The sequence below is a fragment of the Halobacteriovorax sp. RT-2-4 genome (assembly GCF_047085445.1).
GTDB lineage: Bacteria > Bdellovibrionota > Bacteriovoracia > Bacteriovoracales > Bacteriovoracaceae > Halobacteriovorax_A.
This window is the reverse complement of sequence record NZ_JBKIXY010000001.1, coordinates 671,286-690,109: the sequence shown is the minus strand read 5'-3', so window position 1 is coordinate 690,109 and position 18,824 is coordinate 671,286. Positions and strand designations below refer to the sequence as shown.

Here is an 18,824-nt window from a genome sequence, read left to right as displayed (position 1 = left end):
AGCATTAGGCTCCCTCATATGTGTCGAGTGCTATTTACGTGTAGCTTTCTTGGCCGTTTTCTTTGGGGCCGCTTTTTTTGCAGCTGCTTTCTTTGGGGCAGCTTTTTTTGCAACGGCTTTCTTAGGAGCAGCTTTCTTTGTCGTTGCCTTTTTTGTTGTAGCTTTCTTTGCCGCCGCTGTTTTAGCAGCAACATTTTTCTTAACTACTTTCTTGGCCGTTTTGGCCTTCTTCTTAATTGTTGCCTCGGCTTCTTTCACTTTTTTAGTTGCCGTCTTCTTGGCCTTTTTCATTTCATCTTTTAGATATTTATCAAGGCTCTTTTGAAGCTTTTGAACATCTTTGATGTGTCCATCGAGATATTTCTTTGCGGCCTTAACTTCTTTTTGAATTGTTGTGTCCACAAATTTTTCAACTTTTTTCTTTTCTTTCTGAAGTGTGAGAACAACTTTTCTAACGTCTTTATCAACAACGTTGCGAGCTTCTTTCTCAACTTGACCAATAAAGTTCATCACATTTTTTTCCACTTCTTTTACCGATTTATTTGTAATAACATTATCAACCATTGCTTTTACATCGTCGAAAGAACTCATTACCTTTTCAAAAGTCTTATTCATTTTCTCTTATCTCCCTAAACCTATTAGACTAAATTAAAATCAACCTTCTTACATATCGGCACGCGTCTCCCAAAACCAAAGCTTTTATCTTTAAGTTTCAAAATAGGACAGAACTGCTGCCTTTTATACTCACTATTTAATATTAGTTTGATGACTCTTTCAACTTCAGTTTTGTTTAACCCAAGCTTAAGAAGATCTTCCATATCGTAGCGATAAGAAAGGTATGATTCCAATATCATATCGAGGGTATCGTATGGAGGTAAAGAATCTTCATCTTTTTGTTCTTCCCTAAGCTCCGCACTTGGAGGGCGTTCGATTACAGCCGTTGGAATGATATTATTAAAGTTTTTATTAATATGTCTTGAAAGAGCAAATACTTCACTTTTATACAGATCCCCAAGAATGCTTAAGGCACCTACTGAGTCACCATATAGAGTCGAGTAGCCAACAGCAATTTCTGATTTATTAGAAGTATTGATTACCATTGCTCCTGTCTGATTTGAGCGAGCATAGAGTAGTGCCCCTCTTAAGCGAGACTGTATATTTTCATCAGCTAGCCCTGTTAAAGGGTCTAGAGAGTCTTGGAATAAGTTTTGCACTGATGAGTGAAGAAACTTGATTGGTACACTGTGAAGCTTCACACCAAGATTCTTACATAGCTCCTCACTGATTTCCCAGCTAAGTCCTGCTGAGAACTTAGAAGGCATGTAAATGGCCTCAACTTCTTGACCTGGGCGAAGGAATAATTTCACTAGTGTTAGAACAAGTGCAGAGTCAATCCCTCCAGAAAGGGCCACTAGGAATTTATTCATACCACACTTTCTGGCATAGTCCTGAAGACCTAAATTAATTGCTCCTAAAATAGCATCTAAATTTTCTTCTGTAAGAGGTCTTAGCCTTGCTCCATTTACAGTTTCTTCTATCTGAGGACCAAATAGAGACTCCCAAGAGTGGGCACCTTGAGGTGCATCTCCAAGATTTTTCATTTCTACTGCTGGCCCTACTTCAACTTCCATCACATCCGAAACAAAAGACTTTGCCTTGGCCACAACAGTCGTTTCATTAACAACAAAACTAGCACCATCAAAGATGATCTCATCTTCTGCTCCAACTTTATTGACATAGTAAAAAGGCACATTGAAGACTTTCGATATCTCGCTTGCACGCTTTAGGCGCTTTTGCTCCTTATCAATATTCCAAGGTGAAGCACTTAAGTTGATAACACCATTTAGAAATTTACCTTGAGCTTTATCCATAAGGAGTTGAAGTGGATCTATCGAATACTGTTTCGAGTGCCACATATCCTCACAGATTAATAGACCAAAGTTATAGTCACCAAGACTCCAAATTGTCGCAGAGTCTCCAGGTGTATAGTATTTTGTTTCGTCAAAAATATCGTATGCTGGCAGAAGACATTTCTTATAAATATCATTCAGGTTGGCATCTTTTGTGACCTCAAATATCACATTGTAGATATGTGAAGGGATCTGTGTTTTTTCATCAAAGTCATAGCGAATTCCGCCAATTAGAAGAGCTGTTTGATCCTCAAATTTGATCTTAGAAAATAATTGCTTAAGGGCATCAAGTAATTCGTGATATTCGCGAATAAATGTTTTTTGTAGAACTAAATCTTGAAGCGGATAGCCTGTTAAATACGTTTCTGGGAAGATGTGAATTTTGTTTTGAAAGTCCTGAGAATGAACGAGATTCTCTATGTATTTGTAAATTTGTGTAAAGTTGCCAATGGTGTGATCAGTTTGATGAATGACTATTTGCATTGCGTCGTCTCTATGTTAATAATATTAGTTAAATACTGGTAATTAATGGACTTTATAGCATGTTTGCATATATAAGGTCTATATCATCATTTAAGTATATTAAAGAGGTTGAAATTGTCTAATTCACATAAAGTAATTGTTATTGGTGCGGGTATGGCAGGTAGTGAATCTGCTAACTTTTTAGCTAGTCATGGGGTTGAAGTTATTCTTGTTGAAAACAAGACGATCCAGAAAAACCCAGCACAAAAAATTGATTCTTTTGCCGAATTAGTTTGTACAAACTCACTTAAATCAATGAGTCCAGCTTCAGGTCATGGACTTCTAAAATATGAAATGGATGCCCTTGGTTCAATCATTCTTGATTCTGCAAGAAAGCACGCCGTGCCTGCTGGAGATGCTCTTGCAGTAGATCGTGAAGGTTTTTCGGCCGAAGTAACTGAGCGTCTTCACGCAAATGAGAAAATAACTATTGTAGCTCAAGATGCTTCTGATCCACAGGCCCTTATGGCCGAATATCAAGCTGATGCGTGTATTATCGCTTCAGGACCTCTGACAACAGAAGGACTTTCTAATTGGATTGTAAAGAATATTTCAAATGATGATTTCTACTTCTACGATGCTATTGCACCTGTTGTTGACGGAGACAGCCTCGATTATTCAAAACTTTACTACAAAGACCGCCACAAGCCGGTTAGTGAGGAAGAAGGAGAGGAAGCTGATTACTTAAACGCACCAATGAATAAAGAGCAGTACGAAGCATTCGTTGCTGAGCTTGTTGCTGCTGAAAAAGTTCCTGCCCAAAATTTTGAAGATTATAAATTCTTCGAATCATGCCTGCCTGTTGATATCATGGCAGAGCGTGGAGTTGATACAGCACGCTTCTCATGTATGAAGCCTATTGGACTTGAGCTTCCAGATGGATCTCTTCCATATGCATGTGTTCAGCTTAGACGTGAAAATCTTCTTGGATCGGCCTTTAATATGGTTGGATTCCAAACTCGTCTAAAATACCCTGAGCAAACAAGAGTATTTAGAAAGATTCCTGGTTTTGAAAATGCAAGTTTCCTGCACCTAGGTTCTGTTCATAGAAATTCATTTATCAACTCAAGAACGCTGCTTGATTTTGATTTAAGTGTTAAGAAAATCCCAAATATCTACTTTGCTGGTCAAATCACTGGTGTTGAGGGCTATACTGAATCTGCATCAATGGGACAGTATGTGGCACTTCAATTACTAAAGAAGTTAAGAGGTGAGGAAGTTAAACAATTTCCTGTTGAGACTGGATTAGGTGCCTTAGTTAATTATATTATGACTGTACCAAAACCTACGCCTTCAAATATTAACTTTGGACTTCTTCCTCCTGTTACTTTAACAAAGGAACAAAGACGTGATCGAAAAAACCGCAAGAAAGTTAAGAAGCAATTGGCCGCAGATCGCGCAAAAATAGTTTTTGATGAATTCATGAGTGGGTACTTTACGAAGTGAAAGGTTTAGTTTTTATTCTCATTGCTTGCTTTATTTGGGCGCTGGATACGCTTATTCGTTATCCACTGCTTTATAAGTACAATAGTAGTGAGATCATTGTATTTGGTGAGCACCTTTTCTTAACAATCCTCTTCTTGCCAACACTTTATATGGCCAGAAAGAAGATCGTGAAAATGAAGCCATTTGAAATGCTTTGCTTTTTTATGATTGGTGCCATGGGCTCGGCAATCGCAACATTAACTTTTACAAAGTCATTTGCTCTTTTAAATCCATCGCTTGTTATTCTATTACAAAAACTTCAACCATTTATAGCGATAAGTCTTGCTTATCTTATTTTAAAAGAGCGTATCACAAAGCGTTTTCTATTATGGGCAGCTGTCTCTTTATTTGGTGCGATACTTATTAGTTATCAAGACATTAATAGTGCCATTAATTTAATTAAAGCTGGCCAGGTTAGTTTTGATCGCTCGTCTCTGTATGGACTTTGTCTTGCCCTCGTCTCTGTTATTAGTTGGGGGAGTGCGACTGTCTTTGGCAAGTATCTTATGAAGAGCAATTGGATTGAAAAAGAAGTTATGTCTTTGCGCTTTGTCGTAGGATTAATGGCAATTATTCCTTTTATGATAGCAAGTGGCACAGGGCTTAATTTTCCAATTGAGCTATGGGGAAAAGTTAGTATCTTGGCCCTGATCTCGGGGATCTTTGGAATGTATTTCTACTACAAAGGGCTTGGCCAAGTTTCAGCTAAGGTTTGTACAATTGCAGAGATGTCATTTCCATTTTTTGCAGTCATAATCAACTGGGTAGCCCTTGATCAAAGACTTACTGTCGTTCAGCTTTTGGGTGGAGCATTTTTACTGCTCGGATCGACGATGCTACAATTGGCCAATAGAAAACACGAATTAAATGTACAAGTAAATTAAATATATCAGGAGTTTAGATGAACCAATTACCAATGGACCATAAGGGGAAGAATTTTTTAATCGCAGGTGCTGCTGGCTTTGTTCCTTCAACTGTCGCTCAGCTTTATCTTGAAAAAGGTGCAACTGTTTATGGGTTAGATAATTTTATTACTGGTTCAAAGTCAAATATTGAGCTTCTATCTAAGTATGAAAACTTTCACTTCACAGAATGCGATATTATCAAGGGTCTTCCTGACTTTGGTGATGTGAAATTTGATTATATCCTATCTCTGGCTTCTCCTGCTTCTCCAATTGACTTCAAGGTCATTCCTCTTGAAATCATGATGGTAAACTCTATTGGAACTCAGCATTTGCTAGAGCTAGCTAAGGATCATGGTGCAAGATTTCTTGAAGCGTCAACTTCTGAAGTCTACGGTGATCCTGAGATCCACCCACAAGTTGAAGACTATGTTGGTCATGTTAATCCAATTGGGCCAAGAAGCTGTTATGATGAAGCAAAACGCTACGCTGAAGCCTTAACTATGACTTATTACAGAAAGTACGAAGTCGATACTCGAATCATTCGTATCTTTAATACATATGGACCTCGTATGCGCCCAGATGATGGTCGTGTTATTCCAAACTTTATTAACCAAGCGCTTGAAGGAGAAGATATCACTGTTTATGGTGATGGAAGTCAAACTCGCTCTTTCTGTTATGTAACTGATCTTGCAAATGCAATTGATCACGTTCTAATGCTTGGGGATCACATGCCATATAATATTGGAAACCCTGATGAGTATACAATTAAGGAAACTGGAGAGTTAATCGTTGATGCACTTGAGTCTTCTTCAAAACTTACTTATCAAGAATTACCAAAAGATGATCCAAAACGTAGAAGACCAGATATTAATCGTGTTATGAAACTAGGATACTTGCCAAAAGTTACTTTTGCGCAAGGGATTGAAGAAACTGCAAAATACTTTAGAGATATTAAAAAATAGGTATAGAGAAAATATATGTTAAAAGTTGTTGTTAGCTGTGATGCTGTCATTGAAAGAGATTATTATATTGAGTGTCTAGAAACCATCATGGGTGTTATCGGTGATAACGTTGAGCTCTACACTCTTGTTCATAGACAAGGTCAAGTTCTAGGACCTGTTGAACAAAGAAAGATTCATTCAACATTCCTAAATCGCTTTGTTAAGTCTTGGGAAGATTTAGTTGATAAATCTCACCTTGTTCACGGAGCTGCAAGAGGACTTTTTATTCCATGTAGTGTTGATCTAGTCGTTAATCTTTCTCGTGGGTTTTCTCAAGAAATCAAAATGTGTGATGACACTTATTTATTCACTTATTTTGTTGAAGATATCAATTCAATTAAAAAGAAGTCTTCATTCAAGGAATTCTTCTTTAAGGCCTTCACTCGTACTAAGCAGAGAAAGTATTTAAAAAGGGCCAATACTCTTTGGTCTAATGAAGAAGCTATTTTAGAAGAGTTTCCAAATGCTACTCAGGTTACACCGGCAATTGCATTAAAAGATTACAAGATCCTTCCTGAAGGAATGTTTAATCGAGACTACTTTCTAATTAACTGTGAGCCTCTGACGAGTTCTGAAGTTTATAAGATCATCGATATTTACGGTGATAAGAAGTTTAAGTTTATCGGAAAGCATGATCACTTAGGGATGTATGCGCAAAAGCATCCGGAGCTTTTCTTTGGAGATCGTTGTTCAGGTGAGTTAGCTCCTCTTTTAGCAGGTACTAAGTATCTGATCGATACAACAGATAAATTTCCTCACTTCTCTTTGAAAGCGTTAAGTTGTGGAAGACCTGTTCTTACAAATGGAAATAAGTTTTTACCATTTGGTGTAGGAGTTCATGAGCTTCCTGCTGATTACTTATCACTTAGATACCCTGTACAAGTAGGGATTCCTGATGAAGATCCTAAGAAGCGCCATGGGGTTTCAGCTAATTACGAAATGGTAAAATTTAAGCATATCTTTTTAAAGGAATTTAAGAGGATAAGTGATGAGATAGAAGCTAGTAAAGCTTCACAACAGTCTCTAAGAGATGACAGCTGCTGTGAAGCCTAATAAATTATTCTAGTGTCTTTTTTAATTTAATTACATTGTAACGATTTGAAATAATTTTCCACAGGGACAGCTTTGAGTCCTTGTGGATTGTTCCTTTATCTTCAATGATCTCGTCGTCATTTAATTGTTCAACAGCGTCTTCATTTACTGTAGGGTCATAATTAGAAAGCGCCATAACACCATCATCACTATCAAGTAAGTTCTCAAAACCATTTAATTGATTTTTAAGTTTATTTAGATAGTCTTTAGAGGCTGGGTCATAAGCTACAGCAAGTCCTTCTCCTGTTCCTTTTTCAAGCTCTTGAGAGTTCTTTGCAATATCTCTTGATGCATTTGTCCCACCGGCCCTTCTGTAATTCAGTGCCATTTGAACAGGGGATACGTGGCCAGCAAGAGTATCGGCAAGATATCTTTTATTCGCTGCTGGATTAAGAATCGCGTTGATTGCCTTCTTGGCCTTATCGTTTGTCTTGTCTGATTTTGCCAGTGCTTTTAGGACGCGATTAGCTGCTTTATTAATTTTAGCGGCATTATTATCAAGGGCCTCATTTACATATTTAGAATTTCCAGTCTTCTTTGTTTTGTTGTATCCGCCTTGTACTTCACTAAGTCCAATTGTATTTGCAAAAGTTTCACCAGTCGTTCCAAGAGATCCCATTTTAATATCAAGCTTTGGAATTGTTTTAAGTTTTTCTGACTTCACTTCATCAACATCAAATGTTTCTTGGTTATTATTCATTCCAAGTCCTTGAGCACCTGGTGTGGCCATAGCACTAGCAACTGATGTCTTCTGGCTTGAAGCAGGGTTGTATTGGTTATTATAGCGGGCCATAAGCTTCTTAAGAACAACCTCTGTTTTTTCTCTGGCGCTCTTTGCACTTTTGTGGGCCTTCTTTGCTGTCGATAGGGCCTGGTTTTCTAGCATTAGGGCCACTGCTCCTAGCCCTAGTACCCAATATGTACATGGATTTGAAGCTGGACAGCCAAAGATTGTCAGGGCCGCACAAATGGCCGCAATAGCAGTAGAGATTGTAATCATCATCATAATTCTCTTATGATGCTTCATTTTATCCTGGGCCGCCTTTTCCATATCTTTTAAAAGTTGAACTTCTGTTTCTAGAGCAACTCTTTGTGTTTGGTGGTTCCATGCTTTTTCATCGTTCTCATCAAGTTTAGCAAGAGCATCTTTATAACTTTTAAATTTTTTCTTATAACCATCACCCATGGCCGACATGAGAGCTACCGCAAGAATTATTGCACCTGAAAGCATGGCCCCAATTCCATCTGACTGGCACATTCCACCAAAAAGCAGAACACATCCTTGACCTACTTGTGCAGCGGCAGCAAGGTAGCTCATCGTATCAGATGCTCCTTTTGGTCCACTTGTCTTATGATTTGTAAAAAGCTTTGCATCAGCTTTTAGATCTTCCTGACATTTTTCATCGATCCCACAATTTTGGTATTCCATATTGTAGTTCTTATTATCATTAGCGCTTACACATTGTTCAAGGTGACAATTATAAACATTACCTCCATCACACTTCTGATTTGTACCATCGTGATAACAGTAATTCGGGTCAGATTTTTTTTGAACTTCTGTGCGGCCGTCTTCTTGTTCAGCTTGAGTTTGGACTTGTTCTTGTGACTGGGCCTGTGTGTTTACTTCAGTTTGTTCTTGCGCATAGGCCATCGGAGTCAAAAGCATCGACCATGATACAAGAGTTATAATTAACTTCTTTATAGTTATAAAATGTCCGCTTGCCATTTTCATAGCGATCTCCTCAGCTTATAAGAGTATTTTATCGAAATTAAGTTCATACCCTTAGTATTATATAAGATTTATTGCAATTTTAGATACTTAGGCATCTTTTACGCTTTTTTGGCCGTGTCTTTTTCGTGGCGTTTAGAATCTTTTCGCTCTCAATATTTAAAATTGTTCTAAGATTAGTCTTTTTGTTTAGAAAATGTGCAATGCTTATTTCTAAGTTGCTAGAATTGTATGAAATTTTTTGGCCTCTAGGTTGCTTATATATATGGAAATAAGAGCATGGGGGAAGAAGTGAAGAGAGTTTTATCTTTAATATTTATTTTGGCATTATCTACTCAAACATTTGGCCTATCTTTAGAAGAGTATAATACTCAAGTTGAAAAAATCAATGCGACAATCAAAGATGAACAGATGCGTTCGCTTGTAAAGCAAGAGCTTGCAAAGGAAATCGCAAAATCACTCAGTCCTAAAAAAGAGGAAGTGCAGGTACAAGAAGTAGTTGTCGAAGCACCAAAGCAGGAGTTAGATGCAACAACTCAACAGCTACATAATGATATTAATAGTACTAAAGTGATGATTGCCCCTGAGCTTGAAAGCAGTAAAGATAACCTAAAGGTTCAACTAGGAATCAGTGCTATTTCTTCGACTGTTGATTATTATGGCGCAGATTTACACTTAGTTGGTAGTGAGCTTGCTGTTAGTGGCGTTAAAAAAATAAATAATCATAAATTTCGTATTGGCCTTTCAATCCGTACAATGGAAGCAGATTCTATTACATTAGAAGATGGTTTTGATTATGATATTTTAAATGAGATTGAATATTCGGGTGCAGGAGTGAATTTATCTTATACATATATGCTTACTCGTGGGTTTGGTCTTGGTGCTTATTCTTCGTTCAACTATGGAGAGACTGATTTTTGTGATGGTGGCCAATGCTATAATTTAGATACAACAATTAGTGATCTTGGTGTGAGAATGGATTTTAAGATTGCAGCATGGAACCCATACTTAACATTAGGCTATTCTTTATATAATATTGATGGGTATAAGTTTGATGCGGCCACGGCGTACTTAGGGTTGCTTAACTTTGAGTTCTAGTGAGTTCTAGTGAGTTCTAGTGAATTTTAGGTAATTTTAGGAAATAGATGAATCAATTTGATCTCTTTGGTACAAATGAAAATGAAGAAGTCGTTTACGATCTAAAAGGTGGTACTGCGATTTACTATCCTAATTTCTTTGCAAAGACTAAGATTGAATTTGATGACTTGAGAAATTCAATTAAATGGCAAGAAGGTGAAATCACACTATATGGAAAAACACATGCAATACCAAGGCTCCATGCTTGGTATAGTGATGATAAGGAATATAGTTATTCTGGTGTAAAGCTTCCCCGTATCGACTGGAATGACAAACTTAGTGTTTTGAAAGAAGAGATCGAAAAGATAACTAAGCATCAATTTAATGGCTGCCTTTGTAATCTCTATCGTGATGGATCCGACTATGCAGCTTGGCACAGCGATGACGAGGAAAGCCTCGGGCGCAATCCTGTGATAGCATCGGCATCTTTCGGAGAGTCTCGTAAGTTTGTTTTAAAGCATCGTTTTGATAAGTCTATAGAAAAAGTTGAAATTAATTTGGAAGATAAAAGTCTTTTGATTATGAAAGGAGCACTTCAACATAATTGGAAACATCAACTCAATAAAACGGCAAAGCAAGTTGATGAAAGAATAAACTTAACTTTTCGCTATATCGTCGATTAGCTCTCCCAACTTTTCGAACTCCAGTCATAGAGCTGATAAGGCATGTATCGAGACTTGTATTTCATAAATTCGTTTTCTTCAATCCAGTAACCGAGATAGTAATATTCAAGTCCCATATTCTTTGCATGGATAATTTCAGCAAGGGCGCCTAGATGCCCAAGACTCATTTTTTCAAAACTCGGGTCGTAACAAAAGTAAACGCTACTTAAAGCATTTTGGGATTGCTCCAAAATTCCAAAAGCGATGAGTTTATTTTCGAAAAATATTTCGCTAAGAAGTTGAGTTCCTGTAAAGCGATAAAACGTTTCCTTAAATAGTAGCTCGTTATCAATAATTGTCGCATCGATACTGTCGACAAAGCGGTTTTGTCCATGCAGACGATAGATTTCAAAATGCTTTTGTCTATATAGCAGCGGCGAAAACTTAACCTGTAAACCTTTGTTATGATTTCTCTTTAAAAATTTTGACTGGTTTTTTGTGAGGGAAAATTTTTTTAACTCGACTCGTATTGGAATACATTTCTGACAATTTGGGCATAAAGGTCTAAAGATGAATTGACCAAATTTACGCCAGCCGCGCTCAAGTAGAAAGTCTAGTTCGGTATCACTTAACTCTGAACTAAAGAAGAACTCATGTTGTTCCATCTCTTCTTTTAAATATGGACATTGATCAAGATCGCTAATTCGAGGGCTTAGAATCATTTTCATTGAATCATGATAGCATTAATTAGGTCTTTGATGGAAGGCTTCTTGCTGTTTTATAAGCTCTTTTAATGGCGCTAAAAATTGTTTAACTTGTACTTCATTTATTTCACCAAGGACTTCAAGAGTTACAGCGATGGCCTCAAGTGTAGAGAGGTGAGTTTCACCACATGACTTTCGAATACTTTGATAGATTGTTTTCTGATCATCTAGCTCGAGGTGATAGCATGGTAGCTCACTTAGGGCCGGCCAAGTATGATAGATTTTTCTGGCCTTCTTCCACGTACCATCAAGAACGACGATATTCTTGCTCTGAAGTAAGTGAATATTTTCAGCATTTAATGGGATTGAATTTTCATTTTTAAAAAGTAGAAATGGCCTTGTCTCTCTTATTTCTTGGATTCGTTCTTCTGTGATATTTTCACTTGAGACAAGTTCAATATCAGGTGCAACTAGCTTGGCCAACCTCGCTGTATTGAACGGATGAAGGGCCTCTTTTTCATCTTGGAAAATAATCAATTTATTCTTTAATGTCACATTTTCAATTGTGTGACATAGACACAGCCCTTGTGGACGTTGGCATTTTTGACAATGATTTCTCTTGGCCATAGTTTAGATATTTAGTTCTTTATTGTACTTATCCATTAAGATTGGCTTTCTGTAGTACATAATGAAATAGATAATTGGGTAAATGAGTAAATCAAATGCAAAATTTTCTGTTTTATATTTGATATTATCAGTGATCTTAGTTTTCCCATTTCCAATATCGCGAATATGATAAGTATGAATCCACATTGTGAAAGGAAATGGAGTTTCGATGGCCTCTGTTCGAATAATGATCCCATCAGAAGTTTCTTTCTTTTGAGTGACTTCGATTACCCAAGATTGGTAGTGGCCAAGGATCGAAGTAATTAGATGAGTCTGATCAGAAACTGAATTACCATCAAAGCGTGGGACTTCCAAATTGATAAATGGAGGTGTTGCTTCTTGCATAGTATCTGCATTGAAATTATTCAGAATTTCATCGACACTCGCATTTACAATGGTATTTATAACTAAACTCTTCATGTTCTAGAATTATACATCTGATCTTTATTTTACTCAATAAGCAGACTCTAATGTTTAAAAATAATTGAAAAACTTAACACAAAGTTAATTTTAACTGAGTTTGGAAATCTATAACTAACTTAAGTTGATGTGAATTGATTCATATGGCCAAATATAAGTACTGATGACTACCAAAATATTTTGGCAAGGAGTAATAATGAATTTAAAAGAAAGACTAAAGCTAGAAGAAAAAGAGGCCAAGGAGCTTGTGAAGGCTTATTGGCATTTTTCAAGGCCAAAGCCAAAGAAAACAGAAAAGACAAATGAGGATGATGAGGAAAAGCTGGGAAAGCAGGTGGGCCTAGTGCTGAACGAGTAAATGTAGTTCGTGATCTCGCGGAGAGACGTAAGCAGAAAGAGGCCTTAAAGAAAAAACAAGAAGAACTTAGAAAGAAAGCAGAAAAAGAGTTAGAAGAATTTGAAAAGTCTGGAGATAATTCTGATAAGAAGGTAGGTAACTAATCTCTACTTTAGTGCTTTTGTTACACAGTATGTAAGTCTCTTGTCTCCAGGGTTAAACTCTTGGAGGCAATTCTCATAAATTTTAGTCGATAATTCATCACAATTATCCATTCTCTCTTTAATACAATGGAATGAAATTAGTTGTTCAATCTCGATTCTCTGCTCATTGGGATCAACAGGAATTACTGGTGAAACTTTTTTAGGAGCAGGTTTCTGCCTTTTCGTTTTAATCGTGATTTTAGTATCTCTGTGATAGCTGCGCTCTTGCTGTTTGCGCTTTTTAGTGATTTCTTCCCATTTTGCCGCACGAAGTTTCTTATAATAGAGTAGCTGCCTCTCTCTTTGAGTGAGAGGCTTCACTGGTTTTTGCTTCGTAGCACATGAAGTGAGTACTAATGCGATAATGGAAAATTTAAAAATCTTTAATTGCATCAACTAGGTTTTCGTCGTCAATAAATGGATTGCGACTATTTTGAATTTCATAGATTCTGTTATTAATACTTTCTTCAAAAGTATCAACAGGGTCTTCCTTGTGCCATTTTCTTAAATAGAATTCTTGGGCCTCATCAATTGGAAGATTATAGCGAGTTGAGAAGTAGAATAGTGCTCTTGCAATATTACCTCTGATTTCTTCTGGTGGTTCAAATGAAGTCGTTGTCTCATTCTCGTAGTTTACTTCTCCAATGTGAGAATCCTGACAATTTGAATTAATAACTCTACCAATTACTTCACCGAATGGGTGATTGCTGCGAGAAGAGTTAGCACGTGAGTTTGCTGGAAAAAGGTGGTGCAAATCATTTCTTTGCGTATTCTTATCTTCTCTTGGATTAAATCTTGATTGTGGCCAGCTGTGTTCACAGTTGATTACTTGATGATTTGGAATTTGCATTTTTCCAACACCATCTCTTTCTGTGACATCTTGGTTACAGTAAACATCTTTTACATAGAGACCTCTTGATGAAGTCTGTAAATAGATATCACCAAAAAGATACTTTCTAGCTTCTTTGTAATTTCTTGGCGTTCTTTGAAGATAACAATTTTTCTTACCTGAGCAATCAGCTGCAAGTAAGTCATTTTTATTTGGTGTTCTAATATGAGCAGAAACCAATATTTCTCTAAGCTTTTCTTTTATCTTAAGAGAAGTATTTAAACTGTTCTTGTTGGCTTTTTTAAGAGTATTAGAGATGAACTGCGCTGTATCCTCTGGGTAGTAAGAGTGATTCGTCAGTTGGGTTGAGTTGTATGCAGCAGATGCGCTAAAACTCATTTGAATGTAAATAAACACCATAAGGTGACTAAGCTTAGTCATTTTAATTCCTTCCTTGGAATAGTTCTATGTTAACAAGAAAACATATCTTGGCCAATAAAAAAACCGAGCAAGAATTGGCCCATAAAAATTGTATCGGGGCAATTTAAGAAAAATAAAATTGTAAGTCTGCTCTCTATCGCATATGCGAATCTTGTGTTAAATTGAAAAGATATCATTCACCAGTTCAGATGTAAGAAAATTTATGAAAAGGAAATACTATGGCTGTATTGGCAAGTAAAATTATTGGAGTGGGTTCTTACGTACCACCACAAGTTTTTAAAAATTCAGATATCGAAGAGATGATGAATACTTCAAATGAATGGATCGTTCAGCGAACAGGAATTGAGCAGCGTCACTGGGTTGATGCAAAGACTTCAACTTCGGATCTTGCACTTAAGGCAAGTGAAGAGGCCATCGCAAATGCTGGCATTAATAAAGAAGATATCGACATGATTATCTTAGCAACTTTATCTCCTGACTTTGACTTTCCAGGAACAGGTTGTTTTCTACAAGATAAGCTAGGTCTTTCAGAAATCCCTGCTATCGATATTCGTCAACAGTGTTCTGGTTTTCTTTATGCCATGACTGTTGCTGATAAATTTATCGTTAGTGGATCAAATAAGAATATTCTTGTTGTTGGTGCAGAAGTGCATTCAAAAGGTCTAGACCAAACTCCTGATGGACGTAATGTTTCTGTTCTTTTTGGTGATGGTGCTGGTGCCATCGTTATGAGTGCAACAGAAGTTAATGATAAGAAAACAGAGCCTTGCTTTATCGATGCTTCTCTTCACAGTGAAGGAAAGTATGCTAAAGAGCTTTGGCTTCCTGCTGCAGGAACTGGTTTTGATTCAACAGAAAGACTTTCACAGGTCATGCTTGATGAAAAACTTCACTACCCACAAATGAATGGGAAGACTGTTTTTGTTCACGCTGTAAAAAGAATGACAGAAGCACTTTCAAAACTTATGGCCAAGAATGGTGTAAGCGTTGATGATGTTGATGTTTTCTTATTCCATCAAGCAAACTTAAGAATTAATTCTAAAGTTGCAGAGGTGATGGGAATTCCTGAAGAGAAAGTTTTCAATACAATTCAAAAATATGGAAATACAACTGCTGCGACAATTCCTCTGGGAATGCACGATGCAATGAAAGAAGGAGTACTTAAGCCAGGTATGCTTGTGGCAAGTGCTGCATTCGGTGCTGGGTTTACTTGGGCCGCTTCTCTTTATCGCGTCTAAGGGTGCCATGCACCTTTGGTTTCGCAACTGCTAAAAAGCCTCCGTACTGGAGGCTTTTTTATTTCTTATTTTTTAATTCTTTCATATGGTCAATGAATGCACGAAGGGTCGGGGACATATGCTTTCTATGTGGATAGTAGAGGTAGTAGCCAGAGCTTGTTGCGATATATTTTTCAAGAAGTAAAACAAGCTTTCCTTTATTGATATAATCTTGAACATTACCGCGCTCAGTGTAGATAATTCCCACATCTGAAAGTGCCGCTTCTCTAATATTTTCCGAGTTGTTTAAAATAATATTCCCATTTATTTTTACACTAAATTCTTTATTCTTTTCTTCAAACTCCCAACGCTCATAAATACTATTTCCACTTCCAAAACGGTGGCGAACACAATTATGTTCTAAAAGATCTTTAGGGTGCTTCGGAGTTCCATTTTCTTTTAAGTACTTTGGTGAAGCGACGGCGACAAACTCAATTGGCCCAAAAAGTTTTAAAGCAATTAGGTCTTTAGCTAAGATATCATCAATGCGAATTCCTGCATCAAAACCTTCATCGAATATATTTGTGGCCTGATCATCTGAGAAGATATCAATTGTGACATCAGGATATTTTTTTAAGAAGCTACTTATATGTTTAGAAATATAATAAGGATAAAAAACTCCAGGCATATTTAACTTAAGTGTACCAGTTGTCGACTTACCAAAGCTCTTTGCATTTTCTTGGGCAGTAATAATCTGCTCCATCGCTGGCCCTGCTTGATCAAGAAATATTCGCCCCGCTTGAGATAAACTAACACTTCTTGTTGTTCGAGTAAGAAGTGTTACTCCCATTTTTTCTTCCAAACTTGAAATCATTTTACTAATTGCTGGGGGAGAAACTTGTAGTTCTTCAGCGGCCGCACTAAAGCTTCTCTTTTCAGCAACGACTTTTAGAGCAATGAGCCCGTCAAATTGGTCCTTATTCATTAGTAACCCTTAGTTAATGATTCTTTAAGTATTGTGCCATTTATCGAAACAATTTTCTAGCCTAAAATCCATTTATAAACAAAAGGAGCTTGATGATGGAAGTCTTGAATCTAAAGAATGTATCGAAGTTTATGGTTATTGGCAGCTTGGCCTTCTTGGCGGCGTGCTCAAACCAAAAAATTAAGAAAGGAGATAAAATGAACTTAATTAAAGAATGGGATAAGACCTTTAAAAAGAGTGAACTTGTGGAACATAAGAAGGTGATTTTTAAAAATCGCTATAATATTGAACTTGTTGGAGACCTCTATATTCCAAAGAATACTAAAATTCAAAAGTTACCAGCACTTGCTGTTAGTGGCCCATTCGGTGCTGTCAAAGAACAGTCCTCTGGACTTTATGCTCAAGAGATGGCCGAGAAGGGTTTTGTCACTCTTGCATTTGATCCTTCATATACAGGGGAGAGTGGTGGTGAACCACGTAATTTAGCATCAGCAGAAATTAACACAGAAGACTTTAGTGCAGCTGTTGATTTTCTTGGTACGCGAGAATTCGTCGATCGTGAAAAAATAGGTGTGATAGGAATTTGTGGCTTTGGTGGTTTCGGATTAAGTGCTGCGGCCGTTGATAAGAGAATTAAAGCGGTTGTAACAACAAGTATGTATGATATGTCGGCGGCCATGGCAAATGGAGTTGGGAATACTTTAACAAAAGAAACTCGCACTCAGGCACTAGAAGCCTTAAGCAATCAAAGATATGCTGACTTTGAAAAAGATGCACCAACTGTTGGTCCACGTAATTTACCAGAGACTCTTTCTAAAGATGATAATATTGTTATAAAGAGATTCTTTGATTACTACCGTACAGATCGTGGTTATCACGCTAGATCAATTAACTCGACAACTGGTTGGTCAGCAACTTCACCACTTTCATTTATGAACTTTCCTTTGCTAACTTATGTTAATGAGATTTCACCTCGTCCAATTCTCATTATTGCAGGGGAAGAGGCACACTCACTTTACTTCAGTAAGGACGCTTATGCGGCAGCCGCTGAACCAAAGGAGCTTATGGTTATGCCTGGTGTGAACCACGTTGATCTTTATGATAAGAAAGATATTATCCCGTTTGAAAAAATCACAAAATTCTTTCAGGATAATTTAAAATAGTCTCCAGACTTCTTGACCTCAACCTAGGTTGAGGTCTTATTATGACGTATGCTTAAACGTACATTATCAAGGAGAAGTTAAAATGGAACATAAGTTACCTGAATTACCATGGTCAAAAGATGCACTAGCACCTCATATCTCGGCCGAAACAATTGATTTTCATTACGGCAAACATCACAACGCATATGTAACAAAACTTAATGCGGCCATCCCTGGAACTGAGTTTGAAAATATGTCACTTGAAGAAATCATTATGAACTCTAAAGGTGGACTATTCAATAATGCAGCTCAAGTTTGGAATCACTCATTCTACTGGAATTGTCTTGCGCCAAATGCTGGCGGAGAAGCAAGTGGTGCTGTTGCAGAAGCGATTAATGCAAAATGGGGTTCATTTGATAAATTTAAAGAAGAATTTTCTAACACTGCTGCAACCAATTTTGGCTCTGGTTGGACATGGTTAGTGAAGAACAAGAGTGGAGAACTTGAAATCGTAAATACAGATGATGCTGAGACTCCTATGACTTCAGGTCTAAAAGCTCTTCTTACAATTGATGTATGGGAACATGCTTATTATGTGGACTACAGAAATGCAAGGCCATCATATATTGATGCGTTCTGGAATCTCGTTAATTGGGATTTTGTAAATTCTAATCTTTAATTAAAATGAAGGCCCTTATAGCAAGGGCCTTTTTATTTGGAAGTTATGGTAGGTATGCGCCACCACAAACAGGTTGATATGTGCCATTTATGTGTGAGCTTTTCTCACTCGCTAGAAAAGCAACAGTGTTTGCAACATCTTCGGGCTGAGCATTTCTTTGTGTCGGCGTTAAAGAAGCTAGATAGTCTTTAAAGTCACTTGGTGCATCTTTTGTCGCTTCAGTCTCAACAAAACCTGGAGCTACAATATTAGATGTAATCTTATGAGGCCCTAGCTCTTGTGCTAGATATTTACTAAAGCTATCAAGTGCTCCTTTTGCTGAACCATGTGCAATAAATGCAGGCATAGGTGATTCAGAAAGAGTACTTGAAATAAAGATCAAGCGTCCAAAGCGATTCTTTTTCATTTGTGCTGCTGCAATTTTTGCAGTGATATATGAAGCACGCATTTCATCATTAAGCTTTTGAGAAAATTCATCCCAGCTTTGTTCAAGAAATGGCTTTGCTGTAAAGTTCATATTTGCATTTGATACAAGAATAGAAACCGGTCCATGATCCTTTTCAATTTTATCAAACATGGCCTGTATTTGTGTTTCATCACGTACGTCAGCTTGAATTGGGTAAGCTTCGCCACCTTTAGAAATGATTTCATTTGCAAGCTCTTGCGCGATCTTTTCGCTATTTACATAATTGATAAATACTCTGTGTCCATCGGCAGCTAAAGCTCTTACAGTCGCTGCTCCGATCCCGCGAGCTCCACCTGTTACTAGTGCGTTCTTCATTCAATCTCCTTTTATTTCATATTGACGTTTAATTGTG

At 37.2% G+C, this 18,824-nt stretch carries 20 protein-coding genes; 10 read left to right on the top strand and 10 right to left on the bottom strand.

From position 1 onward, the window contains the following. Window positions 1-30 precede the first annotated feature (30 nt). On the bottom strand, window positions 31-615 hold the full coding sequence (locus ACMAYL_RS03175) for a hypothetical protein (RefSeq protein ID WP_412469666.1): 585 nt from the start codon (window positions 613-615) through the stop codon (window positions 31-33). Window positions 616-638: 23 nt separating this feature from the next. Continuing rightward, a complete protein-coding gene (locus ACMAYL_RS03170; RefSeq protein WP_412469665.1) occupies window positions 639-2,393 on the bottom strand; it encodes an NAD+ synthase in 1,755 nt (584 codons plus the stop codon). A gap of 114 nt (window positions 2,394-2,507) precedes the next feature. Between ACMAYL_RS03170 and trmFO the strand changes: the two genes are divergently transcribed. From trmFO to ACMAYL_RS03150, 4 genes are read left to right on the top strand one after another with little or no spacing between them, the layout of a single operon-like run. Then, window positions 2,508-3,878: a methylenetetrahydrofolate--tRNA-(uracil(54)-C(5))-methyltransferase (FADH(2)-oxidizing) TrmFO gene (gene trmFO, locus ACMAYL_RS03165; RefSeq protein ID WP_412470734.1), complete on the top strand. Its 1,371-nt coding sequence runs from the start codon at window positions 2,508-2,510 to the stop codon at window positions 3,876-3,878. Next, window positions 3,875-4,801, top strand: coding sequence for a DMT family transporter (locus ACMAYL_RS03160; protein WP_412469664.1), 927 nt, complete (start codon window positions 3,875-3,877; stop codon window positions 4,799-4,801). Before trmFO ends, ACMAYL_RS03160 begins: the two co-directional genes overlap by 4 nt. A gap of 17 nt (window positions 4,802-4,818) precedes the next feature. Beyond that, window positions 4,819-5,784 (top strand): NAD-dependent epimerase/dehydratase family protein, encoded by a 966-nt coding sequence (locus tag ACMAYL_RS03155; protein WP_103217517.1) that lies wholly within the window; start codon window positions 4,819-4,821, stop codon window positions 5,782-5,784. Between the two features lie 15 nt (window positions 5,785-5,799). Continuing rightward, the gene (locus ACMAYL_RS03150; RefSeq protein WP_392991606.1) at window positions 5,800-6,876 is read left to right on the top strand and encodes a hypothetical protein; all 1,077 of its coding nucleotides are present in this window, start codon (window positions 5,800-5,802) and stop codon (window positions 6,874-6,876) included. Window positions 6,877-6,880: 4 nt separating this feature from the next. Here the strand turns inward: ACMAYL_RS03150 and ACMAYL_RS03145 are convergent, their stop codons facing one another. After that, window positions 6,881-8,647, bottom strand: coding sequence for a hypothetical protein (locus tag ACMAYL_RS03145; RefSeq protein ID WP_412462722.1), 1,767 nt, complete (start codon window positions 8,645-8,647; stop codon window positions 6,881-6,883). 288 nt (window positions 8,648-8,935) lie between these two features. On the opposite strand from ACMAYL_RS03145, the gene ACMAYL_RS03140 reads away from it, so the two are divergent. Both ACMAYL_RS03140 and ACMAYL_RS03135 read left to right on the top strand, forming a co-directional pair. Continuing rightward, complete coding sequence (locus tag ACMAYL_RS03140; protein WP_392991608.1) at window positions 8,936-9,742, top strand: hypothetical protein; 807 nt, start codon at window positions 8,936-8,938, stop codon at window positions 9,740-9,742. Between the two features lie 47 nt (window positions 9,743-9,789). Continuing rightward, window positions 9,790-10,404, top strand: a complete 615-nt coding sequence (locus ACMAYL_RS03135) for an alpha-ketoglutarate-dependent dioxygenase AlkB family protein (RefSeq protein WP_412470733.1) — start codon at window positions 9,790-9,792, stop codon at window positions 10,402-10,404. Here the strand turns inward: ACMAYL_RS03135 and ACMAYL_RS03130 are convergent. The 3 genes from ACMAYL_RS03130 to ACMAYL_RS03120 are packed head-to-tail and all read right to left on the bottom strand — an operon-like array spanning window position 10,401 to window position 12,173. Beyond that, complete coding sequence (locus ACMAYL_RS03130; protein ID WP_412470732.1) at window positions 10,401-11,111, bottom strand: arginyltransferase; 711 nt, start codon at window positions 11,109-11,111, stop codon at window positions 10,401-10,403. The genes ACMAYL_RS03135 and ACMAYL_RS03130 overlap by 4 nt on opposite strands. Window positions 11,112-11,126: 15 nt before the next feature. Further along, entirely contained in the window at window positions 11,127-11,714 is a 588-nt protein-coding gene (locus tag ACMAYL_RS03125; protein WP_392991612.1) for a tRNA-uridine aminocarboxypropyltransferase, read from the bottom strand. Window positions 11,715-11,717: 3 nt separating this feature from the next. Next, window positions 11,718-12,173: a hypothetical protein gene (locus ACMAYL_RS03120; RefSeq protein ID WP_103217510.1), complete on the bottom strand. Its 456-nt coding sequence runs from the start codon at window positions 12,171-12,173 to the stop codon at window positions 11,718-11,720. 196 nt (window positions 12,174-12,369) lie between these two features. On the opposite strand from ACMAYL_RS03120, the gene ACMAYL_RS03115 reads away from it, so the two are divergent. Further along, window positions 12,370-12,531, top strand: a complete 162-nt coding sequence (locus ACMAYL_RS03115; protein WP_158246838.1) for a hypothetical protein — start codon at window positions 12,370-12,372, stop codon at window positions 12,529-12,531. 146 nt (window positions 12,532-12,677) lie between these two features. Here ACMAYL_RS03115 and ACMAYL_RS03110 read toward each other — a convergent pair whose 3' ends face one another. Together ACMAYL_RS03110 and ACMAYL_RS03105 are read right to left on the bottom strand one after the other, a co-directional pair. Further along, window positions 12,678-13,106 carry a hypothetical protein gene (locus tag ACMAYL_RS03110; RefSeq protein WP_412462719.1) on the bottom strand — a complete coding sequence of 143 codons (429 nt, stop codon included), beginning with the start codon at window positions 13,104-13,106 and terminating at the stop codon, window positions 12,678-12,680. Then, window positions 13,087-13,983, bottom strand: a complete 897-nt coding sequence (locus ACMAYL_RS03105) for an endonuclease I family protein (RefSeq protein WP_412470731.1) — start codon at window positions 13,981-13,983, stop codon at window positions 13,087-13,089. The genes ACMAYL_RS03110 and ACMAYL_RS03105 overlap by 20 nt, the downstream gene beginning before the upstream one ends. 218 nt (window positions 13,984-14,201) lie before the next feature. Between ACMAYL_RS03105 and ACMAYL_RS03100 the strand changes: the two genes are divergently transcribed. Next, window positions 14,202-15,221: a 3-oxoacyl-ACP synthase III family protein gene (locus tag ACMAYL_RS03100; protein ID WP_412470730.1), complete on the top strand. Its 1,020-nt coding sequence runs from the start codon at window positions 14,202-14,204 to the stop codon at window positions 15,219-15,221. Between the two features lie 58 nt (window positions 15,222-15,279). Here ACMAYL_RS03100 and ACMAYL_RS03095 read toward each other — a convergent pair whose 3' ends face one another. Next, window positions 15,280-16,185, bottom strand: a complete 906-nt coding sequence (locus ACMAYL_RS03095; protein WP_412462717.1) for a LysR substrate-binding domain-containing protein — start codon at window positions 16,183-16,185, stop codon at window positions 15,280-15,282. Window positions 16,186-16,280: 95 nt separating this feature from the next. On the opposite strand from ACMAYL_RS03095, the gene ACMAYL_RS03090 reads away from it, so the two are divergent. Next, window positions 16,281-17,348: an alpha/beta hydrolase gene (locus ACMAYL_RS03090; protein ID WP_412469660.1), complete on the top strand. Its 1,068-nt coding sequence runs from the start codon at window positions 16,281-16,283 to the stop codon at window positions 17,346-17,348. A gap of 82 nt (window positions 17,349-17,430) precedes the next feature. Beyond that, entirely contained in the window at window positions 17,431-18,006 is a 576-nt protein-coding gene (locus tag ACMAYL_RS03085) for a superoxide dismutase (protein ID WP_412462715.1), read from the top strand. Between the two features lie 43 nt (window positions 18,007-18,049). On the opposite strand, the gene ACMAYL_RS03080 is transcribed toward ACMAYL_RS03085, so the two are convergent. After that, complete coding sequence (locus tag ACMAYL_RS03080; protein ID WP_412462714.1) at window positions 18,050-18,787, bottom strand: SDR family NAD(P)-dependent oxidoreductase; 738 nt, start codon at window positions 18,785-18,787, stop codon at window positions 18,050-18,052. Between the last annotated feature and the right edge of the window lie 37 nt (window positions 18,788-18,824).